The organism is Klebsiella sp. CN_Kp100 (assembly GCF_040065315.1).
GTDB classification, from domain to species: Bacteria; Pseudomonadota; Gammaproteobacteria; order Enterobacterales; family Enterobacteriaceae; genus Klebsiella; species Klebsiella oxytoca.
In genome coordinates this window covers 78,877-99,764 of the sequence record NZ_JBEAIJ010000031.1, presented here as the reverse complement: position 1 = coordinate 99,764, position 20,888 = coordinate 78,877, and the positions used below count along the sequence as shown (strand labels likewise).

Genomic DNA, 20,888 nt, shown 5'->3' with positions numbered 1-20,888 from the left:
CGCATTATAGGGAGTAATTACGAAGTGACAAGGGGAAATTTCAAAAAACTTTTCATTCGCTCAACTTTGCATCATCGGGGTGATTTAACGCGCTATTTGCTGGTCATTTGCGCAATTTCCCGTGCAAATCTGCCTACCTGCTGCCAGTCGGTATAGACCACTTCTTTACTGACATCGGTCTCGCCGCCGGTCATCTTCATAATAAGACGAATCATAAAGCGATCGTACCAGCGATAGCGTGGATAGCGGAGCGCACCGGCAAACACCGCGCAATGCTGGGGCTGCCAGGGCGAGTTGAGCAGAAACTTGCGCGTGTAGCTATTAGTTTGCGGCGTTCGTTTTTCTGGCTTACGCGCCACGAGGTTAACCGAGAAAAAAGCCCCCGGCAGTGCCTGTAGCGATTGAAGATGCGTTTTTACAAACCGTTCCAGCGCTGGATGAAAATGACCGTAGCGGATTGATGCGCCTATCACAACGCGATCGTATAAAGGCCACTCCACCTCGTTAGTGCGGTTGAGATCAACCGTGTCCGAATCGATCCCCTGCTCTTTTAGTTCAGAGGCCAAAAACGAGGCGATCTCGCGCGTCTGTCCGTCGCGGGTGGAAAAGAGAATCAAAGTTTTCACAGGCACTCCTGTTATTCGCGCCAGAAAGTCGGAGTAAATAGCACCAGTAAGGTGAACACTTCCAGACGACCAAACAGCATATTAGCAATCAAGATCCATTTCGCGACAGGGTTCATCGTGGCAAAGTTATCCGCCACTACGCCCAGTCCCGGTCCAAGGTTGTTCAGCGTGGCGACGACTGAAGCAAAGGCCGAGAAATCATCCACGCCGGTAGCAATTATCGCCAGCATACTGATGATAAACACCAGCGCATACGCGGAGAAGAATCCCCAGACGGCTTCGAGGATACGCTCCGGCAGTGCACGGTTTCCCAGTTTAATACTGTAGACCGCATTAGGGTGTACCAGACGTTTAAGCTCGCGGTTGCCTTGCTTAAAAAGCAGCAGGATACGGATAACCTTTAGTCCACCGCCGGTGGACCCGGCGCAGCCGCCGATGAAAGCCGAACAGAGGAGGAGCACCGGCAAAAATAGCGGCCAGCGCGCAATACTGTCGGTCGTGAAGCCCGCCGTTGTCGCCATCGACACCACCTGGAAAAACGCCTGGTTGACCGTCATTAACGCCGAGCTATAGACGTCATGCAGCCACAGTACAAGGGTGCATACCACCACCAGCGTAAACTGCACGCCGATAAACATACGGAATTCAGGGTCTCGCCAGTACACTTTCAGGCTGCGCCCGCTAAGTAATGAAAAGTGCAGGCCGTAGTTACAGCCAGAAATCAGCAGGAAAACCGCAATAATGGAGTTAATTGTTGGGCTATTAAAGTAACCCACGCTGGCATCATGGGTGGAGAACCCGCCAATTGCGATAGTAGAGAAGCTATGGCCGATGGCGTCAAATGCCGGCATCCCGGCAAACCACAGGGCCAGCGCGCAGGCCACCGTCAGCAGGACATAAATAAGCCACAGCGTTTTTGCCGTCTCTGCAATCCGCGGCCGCATCTTGTTGTCTTTCAGCGGTCCGGGCATTTCAGCCCGATACAGCTGCATCCCCCCGACGCCCAGTATCGGCAGTATCGCTACCGCCAGAACGATGATCCCCATCCCGCCAAACCACTGCAGCATCTGCCGGTAGAAAAGAATAGCATGGGGTAACGAATCGAGCCCCACCAGCGTGGTTGCCCCCGTCGTTGTCAGACCGGAGAAAGATTCAAAGAATGCATCCGTCACCGTCAGGTTCGGCTGCTCCGCAAAGATAAACGGCAATGCCCCCACGCTACCCAGCACGGTCCAGAAGAGAACCACAATCAGAAATCCTTCCCGGGATTTCAGTTCTCCCTTCTCACGACGATTAGGCCACCACAGCAGCGAACCGATGGCCAGGGCAACGAAAAAGGTCTGGGTAAACGCTCGCCCCGCACCATCGCGATATATCAGAGCTATTAATCCCGGAAGGATCATCGTCCCCGAAAACAAAATGACCAACAGTCCAACGATTCGGGTTATCGCGCGAAAATGCATCTCTGGCGCTTCCTTTGATATGCAAAAAAATCAGGTGGGGATTATTCGTCAATCTTCAGTAATTGCAACGAACCGCGACTAAAATCAGCCAGCTTTGCTGAAAATAGCGCCACTTCAGCCTGGGGAAGCGCCACGCGCAGCTGAACAGACGCCTGATATTCGCTTTCGACAATTTTTCCTGAGAACTGAGCCAACAGCGTTTCAATCCCGGCCAACTGCCCGTATTCACACTGCAAAGTATATGCGGTGAGCGGCGTCTTGCGCTGTGTTGTGAGCTGCGCTAGCGCCTGATGTACACCGCCGCCATACGCTTTCACCAGGCCGCCGGTGCCCAGCAGAATACCACCGTAGTAGCGCACGACGACAGCGGTTATCTCGCCGACGCCGCTGCCCATCAGCTGCGCCAGCATTGGTTTCCCCGCCGTTCCCGCCGGTTCGCCATCGTCGGAAAAACCCAGCTGCTGAGAATCATTTGGCGGCCCTGCAACCCACGCCACGCAGTGATGACGCGCATCCGGGTGATCCGCCCTGACTGACTCGACAAACGCCTTTGCCGCCGCTACGCCATCAGTATGGGCCAACAGCGTAATAAAGCGGCTCTTTTTGATCTCTTCAACGACGGTGACCGGCTCGGCCGGTATCAACCAGCTTTCCATTACGCCAGTTTCAGATCGCGCGTCATATTTTCGATGCTGTTTTCGTGGATCACGACGTTGTCTTCGATACGGATACCGCCAAAGGGTTTCAGCGCTTCAATTTTCTGCCAGTTAAAGTGTTTGCTGAACTGTCCTTCGCGCCACGGTGCCAGCAGCGATTCGATAAAGTAGATACCCGGCTCGATCGTCAACACCATGCGCGGCTGCAGAACGCGCGTGCAGCGCAGGTAAGGATATTTTGCCGGCGCGGCCTGGTGGGTACCGGTATCATCCTGCATAAAACCGGCAACGTCATGAACCTGCAGACCTAAGGGGTGGCCAATACCGTGCGGCATAAATGGTCCGGTCAGGTCATTTTCCACCATCGCTTCTTCGCTCATGTCTTTGACTATCTGATGTTTACGCAGCAGTTTGGCGATGCGCTGATGAAACTGGACATGATAATCCACGTAGCTCACGCCCGCCTTCATGGTGCTAATCAGCGCCAGCTGTTCATCATTAACGTCTTTAATCAAGTGAGCATAGTCATTATCGCCATGCGCCGCCCAGGTACGGGTCAGGTCGGCTGCATAGCCGTTGTATTCCGCGCCCGCATCCAGCAGGAAGCTACGCATCTCTGCAGGCGCACGATGATCAAGCTTTGTGTAATGCAGTACGGAGGCATGCTCGTTCAGCGCCACAATATTGCTGTACGGCACATCAGTGTCGCGATGGCCGGTCGCGGTCAGATAGGCCTGGTTGATATCAAACTCGCTCATCCCGGAGAGGAAAGCTTCATGAGCAGCCTGATGACCGTTAACCGCCGACTTCTGCGCTTCACGCATACAGGCCAGCTCATAGTCAGTTTTATAAGAGCGATAGTAGTGCAGATAATCGATCGCCCCTTTCGGGTTGATTTTATCCGCCGCAATATCCAGCCCCAGCGCACGTTCCGGTACCGGTCCGATATAAGCGATATTGCCACGCGCGGCAGGCAGCTGGCTGCCGATACCATCCGCTTTCGGCAGGGCGATCACCTCCACCTCTTCGGTCCAGAATGACGTCGGCAACGGTTCTACGTTATGCCAGTAATCAACCGGCAGATAGAACCACAGCTTTGGTTTGTTGACGCCGTCCACCAGCAGCCAGCAGTTCGGAACCTGCGTAACCGGTACCCAGGCTTTGAACTGTGGGTTGACCTTAAATGGATACGGATGATCGTCAAGAAAGACGTTGACCAGTTCACCGGAGTGAATCAACAGGGCATCCAGCTTAAAGCGGGCCAGAACATCGCGGGTGCGTTCTTGTAAGGTAACGATATGATTTTTATAGAGACCGGCCAGGGATTCCATCTTTTATCCTTTGATTTTATTGGATCGTGAATCTTCGCATCTTAGCACATTGGCTCCAGACGGGGTGATCTCTAGCGGGTGTGATCCGACCAGCATTTATTTAAAGACTTATTTGCATTTTCTTAACATAAATTCCACACTCCGTTGCATCTGGTACGACCAGATCATATTGCTGGATTCAGGAGACTGACATGCTCTACAAAGGCGACACCCTGTACCTCGACTGGCGGGAAGACGGCATTGCCGAACTGGTATTCGATGCCCCCGGCTCGGTCAATAAGCTTGATACCGCAACCGTAGCCAGCCTCGGTGAAGCGCTGGACGTGCTCGAAAAACAAAAAGATCTGCAAGGGCTACTGCTGCGCTCTGAGAAAGCAGCCTTTATCGTCGGTGCGGATATCACTGAATTTCTTTCCCTGTTCCTGGTTCCGCAAGAACAGTTAAGCCAGTGGCTGCATTTCGCCAATAGCGTATTTAATCGCCTGGAAGATTTACCAGTCCCCACTATTTCCGCCGTCAACGGTTATGCGCTGGGCGGCGGCTGCGAATGCGTGCTGGCGACCGATTATCGCCTGGCGACGCCGGATTTACGCATTGGTCTGCCGGAAACGAAGCTGGGTATCATGCCGGGCTTTGGCGGCTCGGTGCGGATGCCGCGGATGCTTGGCGCGGACAGCGCGCTGGAAATCATTGCCGCAGGTAAAGACGTTGGCGCCGAACAGGCCTTAAAAATCGGCCTCGTCGATGGCGTGGTTAAACATGAAAAACTGCTCGATGGCGCGATAGCAATTCTGCGTCAGGCCATTAAAGGTGACCTGGACTGGAAGGCGAAGCGCCAGCCGAAGCTGGAGCCTCTTCACCTGAGTAAAATTGAAGCCGCGATGAGTTTTACCATCGCCAAAGGCATGGTGGCGCAAACCGCCGGGAAACACTACCCTGCGCCCATTACTGCCGTTAAAACCATTGAAGCCGCCGCCCGCTTTGGCCGCGAAGAAGCCTTGAATCTGGAAAACAAAAGTTTTGTCCCGCTGGCGCATACCAACGAGGCGCGGGCGCTGGTAGGTATCTTCCTTAACGATCAATACGTTAAAGCGAAAGCGAAGAAGCTGACTAAAGATACCGACACGCCAAAACACGCGGCCGTACTGGGCGCGGGGATTATGGGCGGCGGCATTGCATACCAATCGGCATGGAAAGGCGTGCCGGTAGTCATGAAAGATATCAACGACAAATCGCTGACGCTCGGCATGACCGAAGCGGCCAAATTGCTGAATAAACAGCTTGAGCGTGGCAAAATCGATGGTCTCAAAATGGCTGGCGTTATTTCCACTATTCAGCCAACCCTGGATTACGCCGGCTTTGAGCGCGTGGACGTCGTGGTCGAAGCCGTTGTTGAGAATCCGAAAGTGAAAAAAGCGGTGCTGGCGGAAACGGAAGACAAAGTCCGTCCGGATACCGTGCTGGCATCGAATACCTCCACCATTCCCATCAGCGAGTTGGCCAGCGTACTGAAGCGCCCGGAAAACTTCTGCGGAATGCACTTCTTTAATCCGGTGCACCGGATGCCGCTGGTCGAGATTATTCGCGGTGAAAAAAGCTCGGACGAAACCATTGCGAAAGTGGTCGCCTGGGCCAGCAAAATGGGTAAAACGCCAATTGTGGTCAACGACTGCCCCGGTTTCTTTGTTAACCGCGTGCTGTTCCCCTACTTCGCCGGTTTCAGCCAGCTGCTGCGCGACGGCGCAGACTTCCGCAAAGTCGACAAAGTGATGGAAAAGCAGTTTGGCTGGCCGATGGGCCCGGCCTATCTGCTGGACGTCGTTGGCATTGATACCGCGCATCACGCGCAGGCAGTCATGGCGGCGGGCTTCCCGCAGCGGATGCAGAAAGATTATCGCGATGCGATCGATGCGCTGTTCGACGCTAACCGATTCGGCCAGAAAAATGGCCTCGGCTTCTGGCGCTACAAAGAAGACAGCAAAGGTAAGCCGAAGAAGGAAGAGGATGCCGCAGTCGATAGCCTGCTGGCGGAAGTCAGCCAGCCAAAGCGTGATTTCAGCGATGAAGAGATTATCGCCCGCATGATGATCCCGATGGTCAACGAAGTGGTGCGTTGTCTTGAAGAGGGCATTATCGCCAGCCCGGCGGAAGCCGATATGGCGCTGGTCTATGGTCTCGGCTTCCCTCCGTTCCACGGCGGCGCGTTCCGCTGGCTGGATACCCTCGGTAGCGCAAAATATCTCGATATGGCGCAGCAGTATCAGCATCTCGGTCCGCTGTATGACGTGCCGGAAGGATTGCGCAGCAAAGCGCGTCATAACGAACCGTACTATCCCCCGGTTGAGCCTGCCCGTGCGCCAGGCGAGCTGAAAACGGCTTAAGGAGTCACAATGGAACAGGTTGTCATTGTCGATGCAGTTCGTACCCCGATGGGCCGTTCGAAGGGCGGCGCCTTTCGCCATGTGCGCGCGGAAGATCTCTCCGCGCACCTGATGCGTAGCCTGCTTTCACGTAATCCATCCCTTGAAGCAAGCGCCATTGATGATATTTACTGGGGATGCGTTCAGCAGACCCTTGAACAGGGTTTCAATATTGCCCGCAACGCGGCGCTGCTGGCAGAAATCCCGCATTCCGTGCCCGCCAACACGGTCAATCGACTGTGCGGTTCTTCCATGCAGGCGCTTCACGATGCGGCCCGCATGATCATGACCGGCGATGCCAGCGTATGCCTGATTGGCGGCGTAGAACATATGGGCCACGTCCCGATGAGCCACGGTGTGGATTTCCACCCGGGCCTGAGCCGGAACGTCGCTAAAGCCGCCGGGATGATGGGGCTGACCGCAGAAATGCTGGCGCGCCTGCACGGTATCAGCCGGGAAATGCAGGATCAGTTTGCAGCCCGCTCCCACGCCCGCGCCTGGGCCGCGACGCAATCTGGCGCATTCAAAACGGAGATTGTTCCGACCGGCGGTCACGACGCCGACGGCGTACTGAAGTCATACAGCTATGATGAAGTGATTCGCCCGGAGACGACGGTAGAAGCGCTGGCTGCGCTGAGGCCCGCGTTCGATCCCGTCACCGGTACCGTAACGGCGGGTACCTCTTCTGCCCTCTCCGATGGCGCCGCAGCCATGCTGTTAATGAGCGAAAGCCACGCCCGCGAGCTGGGCCTGAAGCCTCGCGCTCGCGTGCGTTCGATGGCCGTCGTCGGCTGCGACCCGTCAATAATGGGCTACGGCCCGGTTCCCGCGTCAAAGCTGGCGCTGAAAAAAGCCGGGCTCACCACCAGCGATATCGATGTGTTCGAGATGAACGAAGCTTTTGCCGCGCAGATCCTGCCGTGCATTAAAGATCTGGGACTGATGGAACAGATCGACGAGAAGATCAATCTCAACGGCGGCGCGATCGCCCTGGGCCATCCGCTCGGCTGTTCAGGCGCGCGCATCAGCACCACGCTCATCAACCAGATGGAGCGCAAAGACGCGCAGTTCGGCCTGGCAACGATGTGTATTGGTTTAGGTCAGGGGATCGCGACGGTATTCGAGCGGGTTTAAGCAAAGAGTTAATTCCCTGAATCATTCGCGCGGCATCGCGGCGGCAACCGAGCAAATCCCCGGGAGCATAGATAACTCTGTGACCGGGGTGAGCGAGCGCAGCCAACAAAAAGGCAGCGTGAATGATAACGGGGAGAAGGTTTAGTTGCCGTTCTTCCCGCCTGTCAGGGGCGGGTTTTTTATTTCCGCTATTCAGCTATTATCACCGGATACGTCACGTTGACTAAGGATAATAACGACTTATGAAAACACTCCCTTTCATACTTCTGCTCACCGCATTCTCTGGCGCTGCTCTTGCCAGCGAACAGGATAACGCTCAGGCATGCCTCTCATGGGGAATCAATAAAATGGCGCAGAATCCGGAAAGCGAGCGGCTCAAGGACCTGACCATCACCAATATTAATACCGAACGCTATGATGAGAAGATAGGCAGCCAGCATATCGCGACGCAGTTAGCCGCCACGCTGGAAAAAGAAGGGAACCCCGTAGGGAAAATGCTCTGTTTGCTGGAAAACGATCGACCGCTGTACGTTTACTTTAGCGATGCGCGCTAGAACAGCATCCGGACCAACGCCCGGATGCCTTCACAGCGGCAATCAGATAAAGGCAAACGCGTCACCAAACAGACGCTCTTCGCGGGCGCCGCGCTCGTTGCAGAACAGATCGCGGGCAATTTTAGCCATCTCGAAGCGACCTGCAATATAGATATCATGATCGCCCAGCGTACCGTAATCCTGCAGGACCGCGGTGAGTACGGTTCCGGTACGGCCACGCCACTCAGCGTCAGGCTGCTCAACCACGGGCTCGATGCGTAAGCCCGGATGCTGCACGCTTAATGCTTCCAGTTCCGCCAGATCATAGAGATGCTTCGCTTCGCGTCCGCCCCAATAGATAGCGATATCGCGGTTTGGATTGCGCGCCAGCGCGGTAAGCAAAATCGAACGCACGTAAGAGAAGCCCGTTCCCCCAGCGATTAAAATCAGCGGGCGTTCTTCGTCATCGCGCAGCCAGGCTTCGCCATGCGGCAGATCGACCTCGATTTCACGCTCTTTCAGGATCCGATCCATCACTGCCATCGCATACAGATTAAGTTCAGATGCACCGATATGCAGTTCGATAAACTCCTGTTCCGACGGCGTAGAAGCCATGGAGAATGGGCGCTTATCGCGTTCGTCCATCACGACCATCAGATACTGACCAGCCCGGAAAGAAAACGCCGCTTCCGGCACTAATCGAACGCGATACACAGTATCGGTAATCGCCTCCACCGAGGTCACTTTACAGCTTAAGGTTGTCATGCGTCCCCTCTGTCGGGTCTATTGTGCAAAACAGCGGCGTAGCCCCGCTTACTGTTATTTGAAGATGGCCAGTTCATCCCAGATGGCGTCAACGCGCGCCGTCACCTCAGGATCTTTCTTAATCGGACGACCCCACTCGCGCTGGGTCTCACCGGGCCATTTATTTGTGGCATCCAGCCCCATTTTTGAACCCAAACCGGAAACCGGTGAGGCAAAATCCAGATAATCAATTGGCGTATTTTCTACCATTACCGTATCACGCGCCGGGTCCATACGGGTAGTAATCGCCCAAATCACATCATTCCAGTCACGCGCGTTGACATCATCATCGCAGACGATAACAAACTTGGTATACATGAACTGACGGAGGAAGGACCAGACTCCCATCATGACGCGTTTCGCGTGACCGGCGTACTGCTTCTTCATCGTGACCACCGCCAGGCGATAGGAGCAGCCTTCAGGTGGTAAATAGAAATCCACAATCTCAGGAAACTGCTTTTGCAGAATAGGGACGAAGACTTCGTTCAGCGCAACGCCCAGTACCGCGGGTTCGTCAGGCGGACGTCCGGTGTAGGTCGAATGGTAGATAGCGTCTTCACGCTGAGTAATATGGGTAACGGTAAAGACCGGGAAATTATCCACTTCATTGTAGTAGCCCGTATGATCGCCATACGGCCCTTCCGGCGCCATTTCACCGGCTTCAATATACCCTTCCAGCACAATCTCTGCGCTGGCGGGCACCTCAAGATCGTTAGAGATGCACTTCACGACTTCGGTTTTCGTACCGCGCAGCAGCCCGGCAAATGCATACTCGGAGAGGGTGTCGGGAACCGGAGTCACCGCCCCGAGAATGGTTGCCGGATCGGCACCCAGCGCAACGGAGACCGGGAAACGCTCGCCAGAGCGCGCTGCGCACCACTCCTGGAAATCCAGCGCGCCGCCGCGGTGCGATAGCCAGCGCATAATCAGCTTGTTCTTGCCAATCAGCTGCTGGCGATAAATGCCCAGATTTTGCCGCTCTTTATGCGGGCCGCGCGTCACCGTCAGGCCCCAGGTGATCAGCGGTGCGGCATCTTCCGGCCAGCAGGTCATGATCGGGATGCGGCCCAGATCGACATCATCGCCCTGAATAATTTTTTGCTGGCATGGCGCCCCGCGCAGACGCTTAGTCGGCATATTCAGCACCTGCTTGAACTGCGGCAGCTTATCAAACAGATCGCGGAAACCTTTTGGTGGTTCCGGCTCTTTCAGGAATGCCAGGAGCTTACCCACTTCGCGCAGAGAACTGACATCCTCCTGCCCCATCCCCAGCGCAACTCGCCGCGGCGTGCCGAAAAGATTACACAGCACCGGCATCGCGTAGCCTTTAGGATTTTCAAATAGCAGGGCCGGACCGCCAGCGCGCAAGGTGCGGTCGGCAATTTCGGTAATTTCCAGATGAGGATCGACCGGCAGGGAAATCCGTTTCAATTCTCCCTGCTGCTCCAGTAATGTCAGAAATTCGCGTAGATCGTGGTATTTCATGGAGTTGTTATTGACCTCTATACAGGCGGCTGATTATACGGCGTTCGCCGGAGCTATGCTGTATTTTTGTTAAATTAGCGTGAAAGAACGCTGAAATTTAGCTTTCAACTGCAATGATTTCGCGATCGCCCCGGCCTTTTGTTATGCTTGCTGCTAGTAGAGTGGAAAGAGTCATTATGCAAGCCTGGTATTTACTTTATTGCAAACGTGGGCAGCTTGAGCGCGCCCAGGAACATCTCGAGCGGCAGGCCGTCAATTGCCTGATGCCAACGATCGAACTGGAAAAAATCGTCCGCGGTAAACGCACGACGGTCAGCGAACCCCTGTTCCCAAACTATCTGTTTATCGAGTTTGACCCGGAAGTGATTCATACCACCACCATCAGCGCAACGCGCGGCGTGAACAGCTTTGTGCGTTTCGGCGCGCTGCCCGCGATCGTGCCGTCTGCGGTTATTCATCAGCTCTCCATCTACAAACCGGAAGGTATTACCGACCCGGAAACGCCGCATGAAGGCGACAGCGTGCTGATCACCGATGGCGCCTTTGAGGGTCTCCAGGCTATCTTTACCGAACCGGACGGCGAAGCCCGCTCTATGCTGCTGCTGAATCTGCTTAACAAGCAGGTATTACAAAGCGTCAAAAATACTGACTTTTATAAAATCTGACGGCGTCTAAAAACGCACGCCAAAGAGCCTTCTGACGTTAGCATCGGTAATCTCTTCCAGCCACGGCGCTTCTTCTCCGCGCCACTCCGCGATACGAGACAGAATATGCGGCAGATATGCAGGCTCGTTGCGGCGGGAAGCGGGTTTTGGCTGCATATCCCGCGGCAGCAGATACGGCGCATCGGTCTCAATCAGCAGGCGATCGGCCGGGATATCGGCCAGGAGAGCCCGCAGCTCCAGCCCCCGACGCTCATCGCATACCCAGCCGGTAATGCCAATAAATAATCCCAGCTCCACGCATTCGCGCATCTCTTCGCGGCTACCGGTAAAGCAATGCACCACGGCCCCCGGAAGCTTATCAAGCCACGGGGTTAGCAGGGCCAGGAAACGGTCGTGCGCATCGCGGCAGTGCAAAAATACCGGCATCGACAGTTCCGCAGCCAGCGCCAGTTGGGCGCTAAACGCCGCCTCTTGCTCGTGAGGCGTTGAAAAGTTGCGGTTGAAATCCAGCCCGCATTCACCAATCGCAACGACCTCTGGCTCGCGGGCCAGCTCGTAGACCGCTACCGCGGCCGATTCCGTCCAGCTGCGGCTGTCGTGGGGATGAACACCGGCCGTTGACCAGCATCCGGAATAACCATGCGCCAGCTGCTGCGCCTGCGCGCTTTCATGAAGGTTGGTCCCCGTCAACAGCATTCCTGTGACTCCCGCCGCCCGGGCTCGGGCAATAACCTCGTCCCGATCGCGGGAAAACTGCGAGCTGGTCAGATTCACGCCGATATCAAACATCATCACTCCCATACGGCAACCGCCCTGACGGGCGGTTGCGCTTTATTCTTCTTTGCCCTGCGCCTCTTCGGCTGCGGCATCCTCGTCACGCGTCAGGCGCTTACCGGTATAGAACCGCGCGAAGAAGACCCCGACTTCAAACAGGCAGTACATCGGAATCGCCAGCAGCGTTTGCGAGAACACATCCGGCGGCGTCAGCAGCATCCCAACGACAAATGCGCCAACCAGAACATAGGGGCGTTTCTTACGCAGGTCTTCCGGCGTGGTGACGCCCATCCAGCACAGCAGGACGATGGCCACGGGAACCTCAAATGAGACGCCAAAGGCGATAAACAACGCCATCACAAAGTCGAGGTAGCTGCGAATATCGGTCGAGACCTGTACGCCTTCCGGCGCCGCATGGGTCAGAAAACCAAACGCCAGCGGGAAAACAACAAAGTAGGCAAAAGCCATGCCGATATAGAATAGCAACGTACTGGAGACCAGCAGCGGCATAACCAATCGACGTTCGTGCTTATACAGCGCTGGCGCCACAAAGGCCCAAACCTGATACAAAATGACCGGCACCGACAAAATTATCGATACCATGAAGGTCAGCTTGATCGGCGTGAAGAAAGGCGAGGCCACATCCGTTGCGATCATGGTCGCGCCAACCGGCATCTGCCGAATAAGCGGCGCAGAAACCAGCTGATAGATATCATTGGCGAAATAAACCAACGCCAGGAAAATGACCAGAATCGCAAGAATGCTGTTGATTAAGCGCTTGCGCAGCTCAATCAGATGCGTAATTAGCGGTTGAGTATCGTCTACGCCCATTTTTACTGTTTATCACTCGATACGGGGGAGGAGGAATCGGAAGCCGCCACGGCAACTTTTACTTTCTCTGCCGGGATTTCACTCTGCGAAACGGGGAGCTCTTCAGACACGGGTTCAGGTACGTGCTCAGGCGCGCTGGCCTGATGTTCAGCCGTTGCTGGCGTCACGTCCTTGCGCTGCTCTTCACTCCCTTTTACAACCGGGTTATGAATCGTGTTGGCTTCGTCGCTGGCTTTTTCAGGATCGTGGGCGGAATAGGATCGCTTCATAGATTCAGCCGCTTCTCGCAGCTCATCCATAGATGCTTTTAGCTCAGGCGTCAGGTTATCCAGACTGGCCTTTTCCACCTTCTTAAGGCTTTCCTGAAACTCCTGCAGTTTTAATTCCTGGGTTATTTCATTTTGTACGGTAGCCGCCAGCGACCGCAGCGTACGGATCCAGCTGACTACCGTTTTTACCGCTACCGGTAGTCGCTGTGGCCCCAAAACGATGAGGCCAATCACGAATACCAGCAGAAGTTCACTAAAACCGATATCGAACACGAATTACACCTGCTCTTTGTCGTGGCGTTTAGTCTCGTCTTTTTTTGCGTCATCCGGCTTATCAGCAAGGGTTTTTGCCGCGAAATCTGCATCCGGCGCGGATTTTTCCGGTTTATCGTCGTCGCTCATGGCCTTTTTAAAACCTTTGATCGACGCCCCCAAATCGGAACCGAGCGAGCTCAGCTTTTTTGTCCCAAAAAGCAGAACCACAATGACGACAACAATGAGTAACTGCCAAATACTGATACCACCCATACACATTCCCCTATGACAGATGATGAATTAATAGGACGCATTATACACGTTATGCGCAGTGATAAAGGCGACTGCCGTCAGTTCGTCTTACGCCAGCCGATAAGCCAGGTTACGACGCCAGCGACCATCAGCCAGCCGGGCATCATGCCCCACTCAGGGCGGTGGATGAACAGCAGCGTACCACTCAGTAATAAAACCGCGCCTATACCAAACAGATAACGGGACTGCCCCTGGCGCACGTGCCGCACCTGGATGTCGCGCACGATGGTATCGACGCTATTCTGTAACTGCTTGCTTTGCTGCAGGCTCTGATACACCAGCTCAGGTATTTCCGGCATTCTCTCAATCCAGAACGGCGCCTTCTCTTTAAAAGCCCGCACCAGAGCCGGAATGCCCACCTGATCTTTAATCCACGACTCAAGGAACGGTTTCGCCGTTTTCCACAAGTCTAACTGAGGATAGAGCTGGCGACCTACTCCTTCTACGTAAAGTAATGTCTTCTGCAGCAGAACCAGCTGCGGCTGCACTTCCATATTGAAACGTCGCGCCGTGTTAAACAGGTTCAACAACACATGGCCAAACGAGATTTCCGCCAGCGGTTTTTCAAAAATAGGCTCGCAGACGGTACGAATGGCAAATTCGAACTCTTCGACGTTGGTATCTGCGGGAACCCAGCCGGAATCAACGTGCAGTTCCGCAACCTTACGGTAGTCGCGATTAAAGAAGGCAATAAAGTTTTCCGCCAGATAGCGTTTATCTTCTTTGTTCAGCGAGCCGACGATACCGCAGTCTATACCAATATACTGCGGGTCTTCCGGGTGGTTACGACTGACGAAAATGTTGCCCGGATGCATGTCGGCATGGAAGAAGCTGTCGCGGAAAACCTGAGTAAAGAAGACCTGCACGCCGCGCTCAGCCAGCAGCTGCATGTTGGTCCCCTGCGCTTCCAGCGCGGCGACGTCGGAAACCGGGATCCCGTAAATCCGCTCCATCACCATCATGCCTTCACTGCAGTAGTCCGAGTAAACTTCCGGGACATAAAGCATCGGGCTATCTTCAAAGTTGCGCCGCAGCTGAATAGCGTTAGCCGATTCACGCAGCAGGTTGAGCTCATCGAGCAGCGTTTTTTCGTATTCACGCACCACTTCCTGCGGGCGCAGGCGACGACCGTCCGGTAACAGACGAGGCACCCAGCGGGCAAGGCGGTAGATGAGCTTCATATCCGCTTTGATAACCGGCACGATATCCGGGCGGATCACTTTAATGACCACTTCTTTGCCGTTCTCTTTCAAGCGCGCGGTATGCACCTGGGCAATAGAAGCGGAAGCAAGCGGTTCAACAGAGAAATCATCAAACCAGGCTTCTACCGGCAGGCCGCCCATGGCTTGCTCAATTTGCTTTTTGGCCTGCAGACCATCAAAAGGCGCAACGCGATCCTGCAGCATGGCCAGCTGATCGGCAATGTGGGGAGGGAACAGGTCGCGACGGGTCGAGAGCATCTGGCCAAACTTGATCCACACTGGCCCCAGCTCCTGCAGCGCAAGGCGCAGGCGCTCGCCAAGAGGACGTTCTTTATGGCGGTTTGGCATCCAGAACAGCATCCGCCGCCAGATTCGCAGCGGCAGCGTGATACGCATTTTAGGAATGAGCTCATCAAGCCCGTAGCTCAAAAAGGTGTGGACGATGAAATACAGGCGCCGTAATTCTCCTGGCGTCATTTGCCCTCCAGCGTTTCCAGCCGTTTTTCCAGCGTGGCCAGCGCTCGCTCAACGGCTGCGGTTTCTTCAGCAAACCAGGCCAGCTCCAGCGGACCCGGCGCCAGGCGCCACTCTTCGGTAATCGCTTCCGCAACATAGCGCTGCTGGCGCTGAGCGCCACGCAGAAGAAAACGAGCACCGCCGCGGAATACTTTACTAAAGCCTTCCGCAACCACATCCCCGGTATACGGGGCGAGCAGTTCAGCCGGATCGAACTCCGCGAGATCGCACAGCGTAACGGTATTTTGTACCACCTGCAGATCGCCCTGCACTTCAAGATCGCCGCTGCGAATCAGCGCGGTAAGCTGCTGGCGATTACGTAGCTGCGGAAGCACGCTCAGGCGAGTACGCACGGTGCAGTCTGCCTCGCCTTCCCACGCCCCCAGCACATCGACCTGGCGCTCGCTAAAAACCAGCACCACGGGTTCGGAGAGCTCCTGCAGTTCGACACGCAGCACTTTCCCCAGCAGACGCTGACGGGCAGGTTTCAACGCCCGATCGCGCCAGAGGAAGGTATTCAGAACCGTCTCAAGACCGGCGGTAACCAGTGGTTTGAAAGGCATAGCGTCCCTCCTGTCAGAACTTATAACCGCGGTGTAGCGCAACGATGCCTGCCGTGAGGTTGTAGTAGTCGACGTTTTCAAATCCTGCATCCTGCATCATGCCTTTCAGCGTGTCCTGATCGGGATGCATTCGAATAGATTCAGCAAGATAACGATAGCTTTCGGCGTCTTTCGCAACCAGCTCGCCTACGCGCGGCAGGATATGGAAGGAATAGGCGTCGTAGGCTTTGCTAAGCGGCTCAATAATCGGTTTTGAGAATTCCAGCACCAGCAGACGGCCACCCGGCTTTAATACGCGGTACATAGAGCGCAGCGCTTTTTCTTTATCCGTCACGTTACGCAGACCGAAAGAAATCGTAATGCAGTCAAAGGTGTTGTCCGCAAAAGGTAGCGCTTCGGCGTTCGCCTGGACGTATTCCACGTTGCCGACAATGCCGATATTGCGCAGCTTTTCACGGCCCATTTTCAGCATAGAGTCGTTGATATCCGCCAGCATCACGCGGCCGGTTTCCCCGACCAGGCGAGAAAATTTCGCCGTCAGATCGCCGGTTCCTCCGGCCAGATCCAACACGGTTTGCCCACGGCGGACGCCGCTGCAGTCGATGGTGAAACGCTTCCACAAACGATGAATACCGAACGACATCAGATCGTTCATTACGTCATATTTTGCGGCCACAGAATGAAATACATGCGCCACCATGTCAGCTTTCTGCTCTTTGGCGACAGTCTGAAAGCCAAAATGCGTCGTTTCTTGTGAATCCTCAACCATCTCTATGCCTGCTTACTTATCAAGAAAATGTTCGTTGAGTGTAACAGGTTTAGCGCACTTCCCATACGCTTCAACGCGGCTGAGGACGGTTCTCATACGCAGCGGTAACGGCCTTATCGGCAGAAAAGTCTTTATCTTCCTGCGCGTTACCGTCTTCTGTAAGGAAGTATTCTTCATCCTGCGCGGCTGCCTGTTCGACTAAGTCAGGATTAATCCCACGTTTAACCTCCACCCCCAGCCCGCGAAATGACTCCGCCTGCACCAGCAGGTTACCGCGCCCGGAGGCGAGCTTTTTCATCGCCTGACGGTAGTTATCCTGGGCTTTATCCAGGCTCTGGCCAATGGCCGACATATCGTCAACAAACAGACGCATCTTGTCATACAGACGCCCCGCTCTTTCGGCAATTTTCTGCGCGTTACGGCTCTGATGTTCATAGCGCCAGAGATTGGCGATGGTCCGTAGCGCCACCAGCAGCGTGGTCGGGCTCACCAGCATGATGTTGTTTTTCAGCGCTTCGCTAATGAGTTCCGGCTGGCGATCGATTGCCAGCAGGAAGGCCGGTTCCACCGGGATAAACATCAGAACATAGTCAAGCGAGCGCAGCCCAGGCAGTTGCTGATAATCTTTGCGTCCCAGCAGGCGCATATGGTTGCGTACGGAAGCAATATGCTCCTGCAGCGCCGCCTCTCGGGTGTAATCATCGTCAGCGTTGAAGTAGCGCTCATAGGCCACCAGGGTCATTTTGGCATCGATGACCACATCCTTTCCCTGCGGCAAACGGACGATCACATCAGGCTGCATCCGCGCGCGGTTTTCCGTTTCGATGCTCACCTGAGTTTGATATTCATGGCCTTCCCGCAGCCCCGATGCTTCCAGTACGCGGGTCAACACCACCTCGCCCCAGTTGCCCTGGGTTTTGTTATCGCCTTTTAGCGCGCGGGTCAGATTTAGCGCTTCCTGGGCCATCTGCGCATTTAGCTGCTGAAGATTGCGGATTTCATGGGCCAGGGTGTGACGCTCCCGCGCTTCCTGGCCAAAGCTATCCTGCACCTGCCGACGAAAGCCATCCAGCTGTTCGCGCAGCGGCGTCAGCAGACCGTGCAGGCTCTGGCGGTTCTGCTCATCTACCCGACGATTACTGTGCTCAAAAATACGGTTCGCCAGATTCTCAAACTGCTCGCTAAGCCGCTGCTCGCTGTTAACCATCTGGCGGATTTTGTCTTCCGCATGCAGCTGAGTGGATTCAAGACGAGTGGTCACTTCGCGGAGGTCAGCTTCCAGCGAGGCGTTGATTTCGCGCAGGCTGCGCAGCTCGTTATTCAGCAGTTCACACTCTTCGCGCCAGTGAGACTCCTGTACCAGCCGTTGGCGGGTGGCGCTCAGCTCAATATCCAGCTCGCGCCGCTCTTCGATGAGATCGGCGCGAATTTGATCGGCGTGCGCTTTGGTCGCCAGCCAGCCGACAATCAGCCCCACGGCCAGCGCCACGACGGCACTAATAATAATTGAGATATCCACAACGCCCCCTGCGGCAACGACTTACGGCACAAAATAGAATTGTGCTGTACAAACGTCCAGTTTGAAAGGGTTTTCCTGCGAGGCGCTACGCAAAAAAGAAGGGCCGGAGAATCCGACCCTTATACGAAGAGAGAATAATTACAGCAGGCGGCGCGCCGCTTCCACGACAATTTTCACCGCGTGGCTTTCGGTTTGCTTCATGGTTTCCGCGTTCGGAATCTCCTGCTGGGTACGGTTGACGATAACCCCGGCAACCATTCCGGCGCGCAGGCCCTGGCTGGCGCACATGGTCAGCAGAGTGGCGGATTCCATTTCATAGTTCATTACGCCCATCGCCTGCCACTCTTCCATCGAGCCTTTAAAGCGGCTAACGACGCGGCCGGAGAAGGTATCGTAACGTTCCTGGCCCGGATAGAAGGTGTCGGAAGAGGCGGTCACGCCGATATGGGTGGTCGCGCCAATAGACTTCGCCGCTTCAACCAGCGCGGTAGTACATTCAAAATCAGCCACCGCCGGGAACTCCATCGGCGCAAAGTGCAGGCTTGCACCGTCCAGGCGGACAGAAGCGGTGGTCACCAGAACATCACCTACGTTAATGTGCGGCTGAATAGCGCCGGTGGTACCAATACGCAGGAAGGTACGGATGCCGAGCTGGGCCAGTTCTTCCACGGCGATAGAGGTCGATGGGCCACCGATACCGGTAGAGCAGACAATCACTGCTTTACCATCTAGCTCGGCGCGCCAGGTGGTGAATTCACGGTGAGATGCCAGCTTAACCGGCTTATCCATCAGCGCGGCGATCTTTTCCACACGCTCCGGATCGCCAGGGACGATAGCCAGCGTAGCCCCTTGTAAATCGTTTTTGGTGAGGCCGAGATGAAAAACATCAGACTTGGACATAAAAAACTCCTCTGTGGGTCGAATTATCAGCAGAAGCAAAACGGTACTTTACAGAAGCTGCTGGTTCAGTTTTGTGATACCAATCACCATGAATGAAATTCATTGCAATAAATTTCCATAAAATAGTGATATACATCACATTAACAAGCTAAATCTCAGAACCCTGAACAAAAGATAGCCGGTTTCGGGCACTGTGTTTGGTTAACGTCCTGTCCAGAGCAGCTATAGTTATTGATGCGCTAATCATTGAGGGTACGGAGAATACCATGACGATAATCAAGCCAACCGGCTTTGCACCTGCAGCCACGCCGCACGCCTCAACTGCCGTTCACACATCAGATGAGAACATCGTCTCCGGGGAGACATCCATCCCTTCGCAGGGAGATAACATGCCGGCATTCCATGCCCGCCCGCGCAGCGTCGACGGTTCGCTGCCGGTGGTTATCGTGGTTCAGGAAATTTTCGGCGTGCATGAACATATCCGCGATATCTGCCGCCGCCTGGCGAAGGAGGGGTATCTGGCTATCGCACCGGAGCTGTATTTCCGCCAGGGCGATCCTAACGATTACAGCGACATTCCTTCTCTGTTCCAGGGACTGGTCACAAAGGTGCCGGATTCTCAGGTGCTGGCCGACCTCGATCACGTGGCCAGCTGGGCCTACCGCCACGGCGGCGACGCCCACCGTCTGCTCATTACCGGTTTCTGCTGGGGCGGGCGCATCACCTGGCTGTACGCTGCGCATAACCCGCAGCTAAAAGCCGCCGTCGCCTGGTACGGCAAGCTGGTCGGCGAAAAAACGCTTAATTCGCCGAAGCATCCGGTCGATGTCGCCGTCGATCTGAATGCGCCGGTTTTAGGGCTGTATGGCGCAAAAGATGACAGCATCCCACAGGATACGGTAGAAACCATGCGCCAGGCGCTACGGGCGGCCAACGCCACGGCGGAAATTGTGGTTTATCCGCAGGCCGGCCACGCTTTTAATGCCGACTATCGCGCCAGCTATCATGAAGAGTCGGCGAAAGACGGCTGGCAGCGAATGCTGGCGTGGTTTGCGCAGTACGGCGGTAAGCGGGGGTAAAAATCAACTATTGCCGATATGGTGACTCACCATCCCGGCAATAGTCCCGTCCGCTATCCATGAAGAAAGGCAGCGGCAAATAAATTCATAGTGCTGTGTCGCATTGCGCGGCACGCATATCGCCTGATGTATCTGGCTAAAACTATCGGGTAAAACGCGAAACTGTGGATTATCCCGCGCGGCTTTCTCCAGAGGCTGACGAATACCGGCCACCATATCACCTTCGCCGTTGATGAACGCCTGTATAGCATCCTGCGAAGTGGCATATTGGCGCAGCGTCGCATGTTTCAGCGTGCGAATCAGATACAGCTCGTAGGCCGCACCTTTGCCCACGTTGATTACTGAACCTTCGCGGTCCATCTCCTGAACCGATTGAATCTTGTTCTCTTTTTTAACCATCAGCGAACTCTCGATCGTGATGTAGGAGGGCGTAAAGCGAAGCTTATCTTCCCTCGCCGGGTCGATAGCCAGAAAAGCGATATCCCATTGATCCATCAGTGCCGCATCCACGACCTGCCCGGCCGTTGGCCAGGTCACCAACCGCGCTTCACGCTGGCTCTCAGTCGCCAGTTTCTTTGCCAGTTCGACGGTTATCCCCCCCGGCGATCCATCTGGCGACAGTATCGTAAGAACCGGGTTGCCCAGATTAATGGCAAAACGTAAATACTTCTTTTGCTCGTGGCGTTCAATCATCATTCATCTCCGAAGAGTGACAGTAGACCCATTCAGTAAATGATTAACTCTGGCCATCTCCAGCGCCAGGGCTTTGACGTATTACTTTA

Annotated in this window: 21 protein-coding genes; 5 read left to right on the top strand and 16 right to left on the bottom strand. The window is 55.1% G+C overall.

Features of this window, described 5'->3' with window-relative positions; translation table 11 throughout:
- Positions 1–92 precede the first annotated feature (92 nt).
- The 4 genes from hemG to pepQ are packed head-to-tail and all read right to left on the bottom strand — an operon-like array spanning position 93 to position 4,076.
- On the bottom strand, positions 93–626 hold the full coding sequence (gene hemG, locus ABLV12_RS10800; RefSeq protein ID WP_023329109.1) for a menaquinone-dependent protoporphyrinogen IX dehydrogenase: 534 nt from the start codon (positions 624–626) through the stop codon (positions 93–95).
- An 11-nt stretch (positions 627–637) separates the two neighbouring features.
- Entirely contained in the window at positions 638–2,089 is a 1,452-nt protein-coding gene (gene trkH / locus ABLV12_RS10795; protein WP_004107802.1) for a Trk system potassium transporter TrkH, read from the bottom strand.
- Between the two features lie 41 nt (positions 2,090–2,130).
- Complete coding sequence (locus ABLV12_RS10790) at positions 2,131–2,745, bottom strand: IMPACT family protein (RefSeq protein WP_004107800.1); 615 nt, start codon at positions 2,743–2,745, stop codon at positions 2,131–2,133.
- Positions 2,745–4,076, bottom strand: coding sequence for a Xaa-Pro dipeptidase (gene pepQ / locus ABLV12_RS10785; protein ID WP_064398925.1), 1,332 nt, complete (start codon positions 4,074–4,076; stop codon positions 2,745–2,747). The genes ABLV12_RS10790 and pepQ overlap by 1 nt, the downstream gene beginning before the upstream one ends.
- Before the next feature lie 191 nt (positions 4,077–4,267).
- Between pepQ and fadB the strand changes: the two genes are divergently transcribed.
- From fadB to ABLV12_RS10770, 3 genes are all read left to right on the top strand, one after another.
- Complete coding sequence (fadB, locus tag ABLV12_RS10780) at positions 4,268–6,457, top strand: fatty acid oxidation complex subunit alpha FadB (RefSeq protein ID WP_064398924.1); 2,190 nt, start codon at positions 4,268–4,270, stop codon at positions 6,455–6,457.
- A gap of 9 nt (positions 6,458–6,466) precedes the next feature.
- Entirely contained in the window at positions 6,467–7,630 is a 1,164-nt protein-coding gene (fadA, locus tag ABLV12_RS10775) for an acetyl-CoA C-acyltransferase FadA (RefSeq protein WP_023321885.1), read from the top strand.
- Positions 7,631–7,872: 242 nt separating this feature from the next.
- On the top strand, positions 7,873–8,184 hold the full coding sequence (locus ABLV12_RS10770) for a hypothetical protein (RefSeq protein ID WP_004107793.1): 312 nt from the start codon (positions 7,873–7,875) through the stop codon (positions 8,182–8,184).
- A gap of 42 nt (positions 8,185–8,226) precedes the next feature.
- On the opposite strand, the gene fre is transcribed toward ABLV12_RS10770, so the two are convergent.
- Positions 8,227–8,928 (bottom strand): NAD(P)H-flavin reductase, encoded by a 702-nt coding sequence (gene fre, locus ABLV12_RS10765; RefSeq protein WP_004107791.1) that lies wholly within the window; start codon positions 8,926–8,928, stop codon positions 8,227–8,229.
- Positions 8,929–8,982: 54 nt separating this feature from the next.
- Positions 8,983–10,452 (bottom strand): 4-hydroxy-3-polyprenylbenzoate decarboxylase, encoded by a 1,470-nt coding sequence (gene ubiD / locus ABLV12_RS10760; protein ID WP_064398922.1) that lies wholly within the window; start codon positions 10,450–10,452, stop codon positions 8,983–8,985.
- 176 nt (positions 10,453–10,628) lie between these two features.
- Between ubiD and rfaH the strand changes: the two genes are divergently transcribed.
- Positions 10,629–11,117, top strand: a complete 489-nt coding sequence (rfaH, locus tag ABLV12_RS10755) for a transcription/translation regulatory transformer protein RfaH (protein WP_004097595.1) — start codon at positions 10,629–10,631, stop codon at positions 11,115–11,117.
- A 6-nt stretch (positions 11,118–11,123) separates the two neighbouring features.
- On the opposite strand, the gene tatD is transcribed toward rfaH, so the two are convergent.
- The 9 genes from tatD to udp all read right to left on the bottom strand — a co-directional run bounded on the left by tatD (position 11,124) and on the right by udp (position 19,027).
- Positions 11,124–11,918: a 3'-5' ssDNA/RNA exonuclease TatD gene (tatD, locus tag ABLV12_RS10750; RefSeq protein WP_348867033.1), complete on the bottom strand. Its 795-nt coding sequence runs from the start codon at positions 11,916–11,918 to the stop codon at positions 11,124–11,126.
- A 30-nt stretch (positions 11,919–11,948) separates the two neighbouring features.
- Positions 11,949–12,722 (bottom strand): Sec-independent protein translocase subunit TatC, encoded by a 774-nt coding sequence (gene tatC / locus ABLV12_RS10745; RefSeq protein WP_004107787.1) that lies wholly within the window; start codon positions 12,720–12,722, stop codon positions 11,949–11,951.
- A gap of 2 nt (positions 12,723–12,724) precedes the next feature.
- Positions 12,725–13,264 carry a Sec-independent protein translocase protein TatB gene (tatB, locus tag ABLV12_RS10740; protein ID WP_004107785.1) on the bottom strand — a complete coding sequence of 180 codons (540 nt, stop codon included), beginning with the start codon at positions 13,262–13,264 and terminating at the stop codon, positions 12,725–12,727.
- A 3-nt stretch (positions 13,265–13,267) separates the two neighbouring features.
- Positions 13,268–13,519: a Sec-independent protein translocase subunit TatA gene (gene tatA / locus ABLV12_RS10735; protein ID WP_004107782.1), complete on the bottom strand. Its 252-nt coding sequence runs from the start codon at positions 13,517–13,519 to the stop codon at positions 13,268–13,270.
- A gap of 77 nt (positions 13,520–13,596) precedes the next feature.
- A complete protein-coding gene (ubiB, locus tag ABLV12_RS10730) occupies positions 13,597–15,237 on the bottom strand; it encodes a ubiquinone biosynthesis regulatory protein kinase UbiB (RefSeq protein WP_024274886.1) in 1,641 nt (546 codons plus the stop codon).
- Positions 15,234–15,839 carry an SCP2 domain-containing protein gene (locus ABLV12_RS10725; protein WP_348867032.1) on the bottom strand — a complete coding sequence of 202 codons (606 nt, stop codon included), beginning with the start codon at positions 15,837–15,839 and terminating at the stop codon, positions 15,234–15,236. The genes ubiB and ABLV12_RS10725 overlap by 4 nt, the downstream gene beginning before the upstream one ends.
- A 13-nt stretch (positions 15,840–15,852) precedes the next feature.
- Positions 15,853–16,608, bottom strand: a complete 756-nt coding sequence (gene ubiE / locus ABLV12_RS10720; protein ID WP_004107776.1) for a bifunctional demethylmenaquinone methyltransferase/2-methoxy-6-polyprenyl-1,4-benzoquinol methylase UbiE — start codon at positions 16,606–16,608, stop codon at positions 15,853–15,855.
- 70 nt (positions 16,609–16,678) lie between these two features.
- Positions 16,679–18,127 (bottom strand): DNA recombination protein RmuC, encoded by a 1,449-nt coding sequence (gene rmuC, locus ABLV12_RS10715; protein ID WP_064398912.1) that lies wholly within the window; start codon positions 18,125–18,127, stop codon positions 16,679–16,681.
- Positions 18,128–18,265: 138 nt separating this feature from the next.
- Positions 18,266–19,027, bottom strand: a complete 762-nt coding sequence (gene udp / locus ABLV12_RS10710) for a uridine phosphorylase (RefSeq protein ID WP_004097583.1) — start codon at positions 19,025–19,027, stop codon at positions 18,266–18,268.
- A gap of 266 nt (positions 19,028–19,293) precedes the next feature.
- Between udp and ABLV12_RS10705 the strand changes: the two genes are divergently transcribed.
- Positions 19,294–20,106 carry a dienelactone hydrolase family protein gene (locus ABLV12_RS10705; RefSeq protein WP_115240081.1) on the top strand — a complete coding sequence of 271 codons (813 nt, stop codon included), beginning with the start codon at positions 19,294–19,296 and terminating at the stop codon, positions 20,104–20,106.
- Positions 20,107–20,109: 3 nt separating this feature from the next.
- Here the strand turns inward: ABLV12_RS10705 and ABLV12_RS10700 are convergent, their stop codons facing one another.
- Positions 20,110–20,799 (bottom strand): transporter substrate-binding domain-containing protein, encoded by a 690-nt coding sequence (locus tag ABLV12_RS10700; protein ID WP_160887399.1) that lies wholly within the window; start codon positions 20,797–20,799, stop codon positions 20,110–20,112.
- Positions 20,800–20,888: the final 89 nt, after the last annotated feature.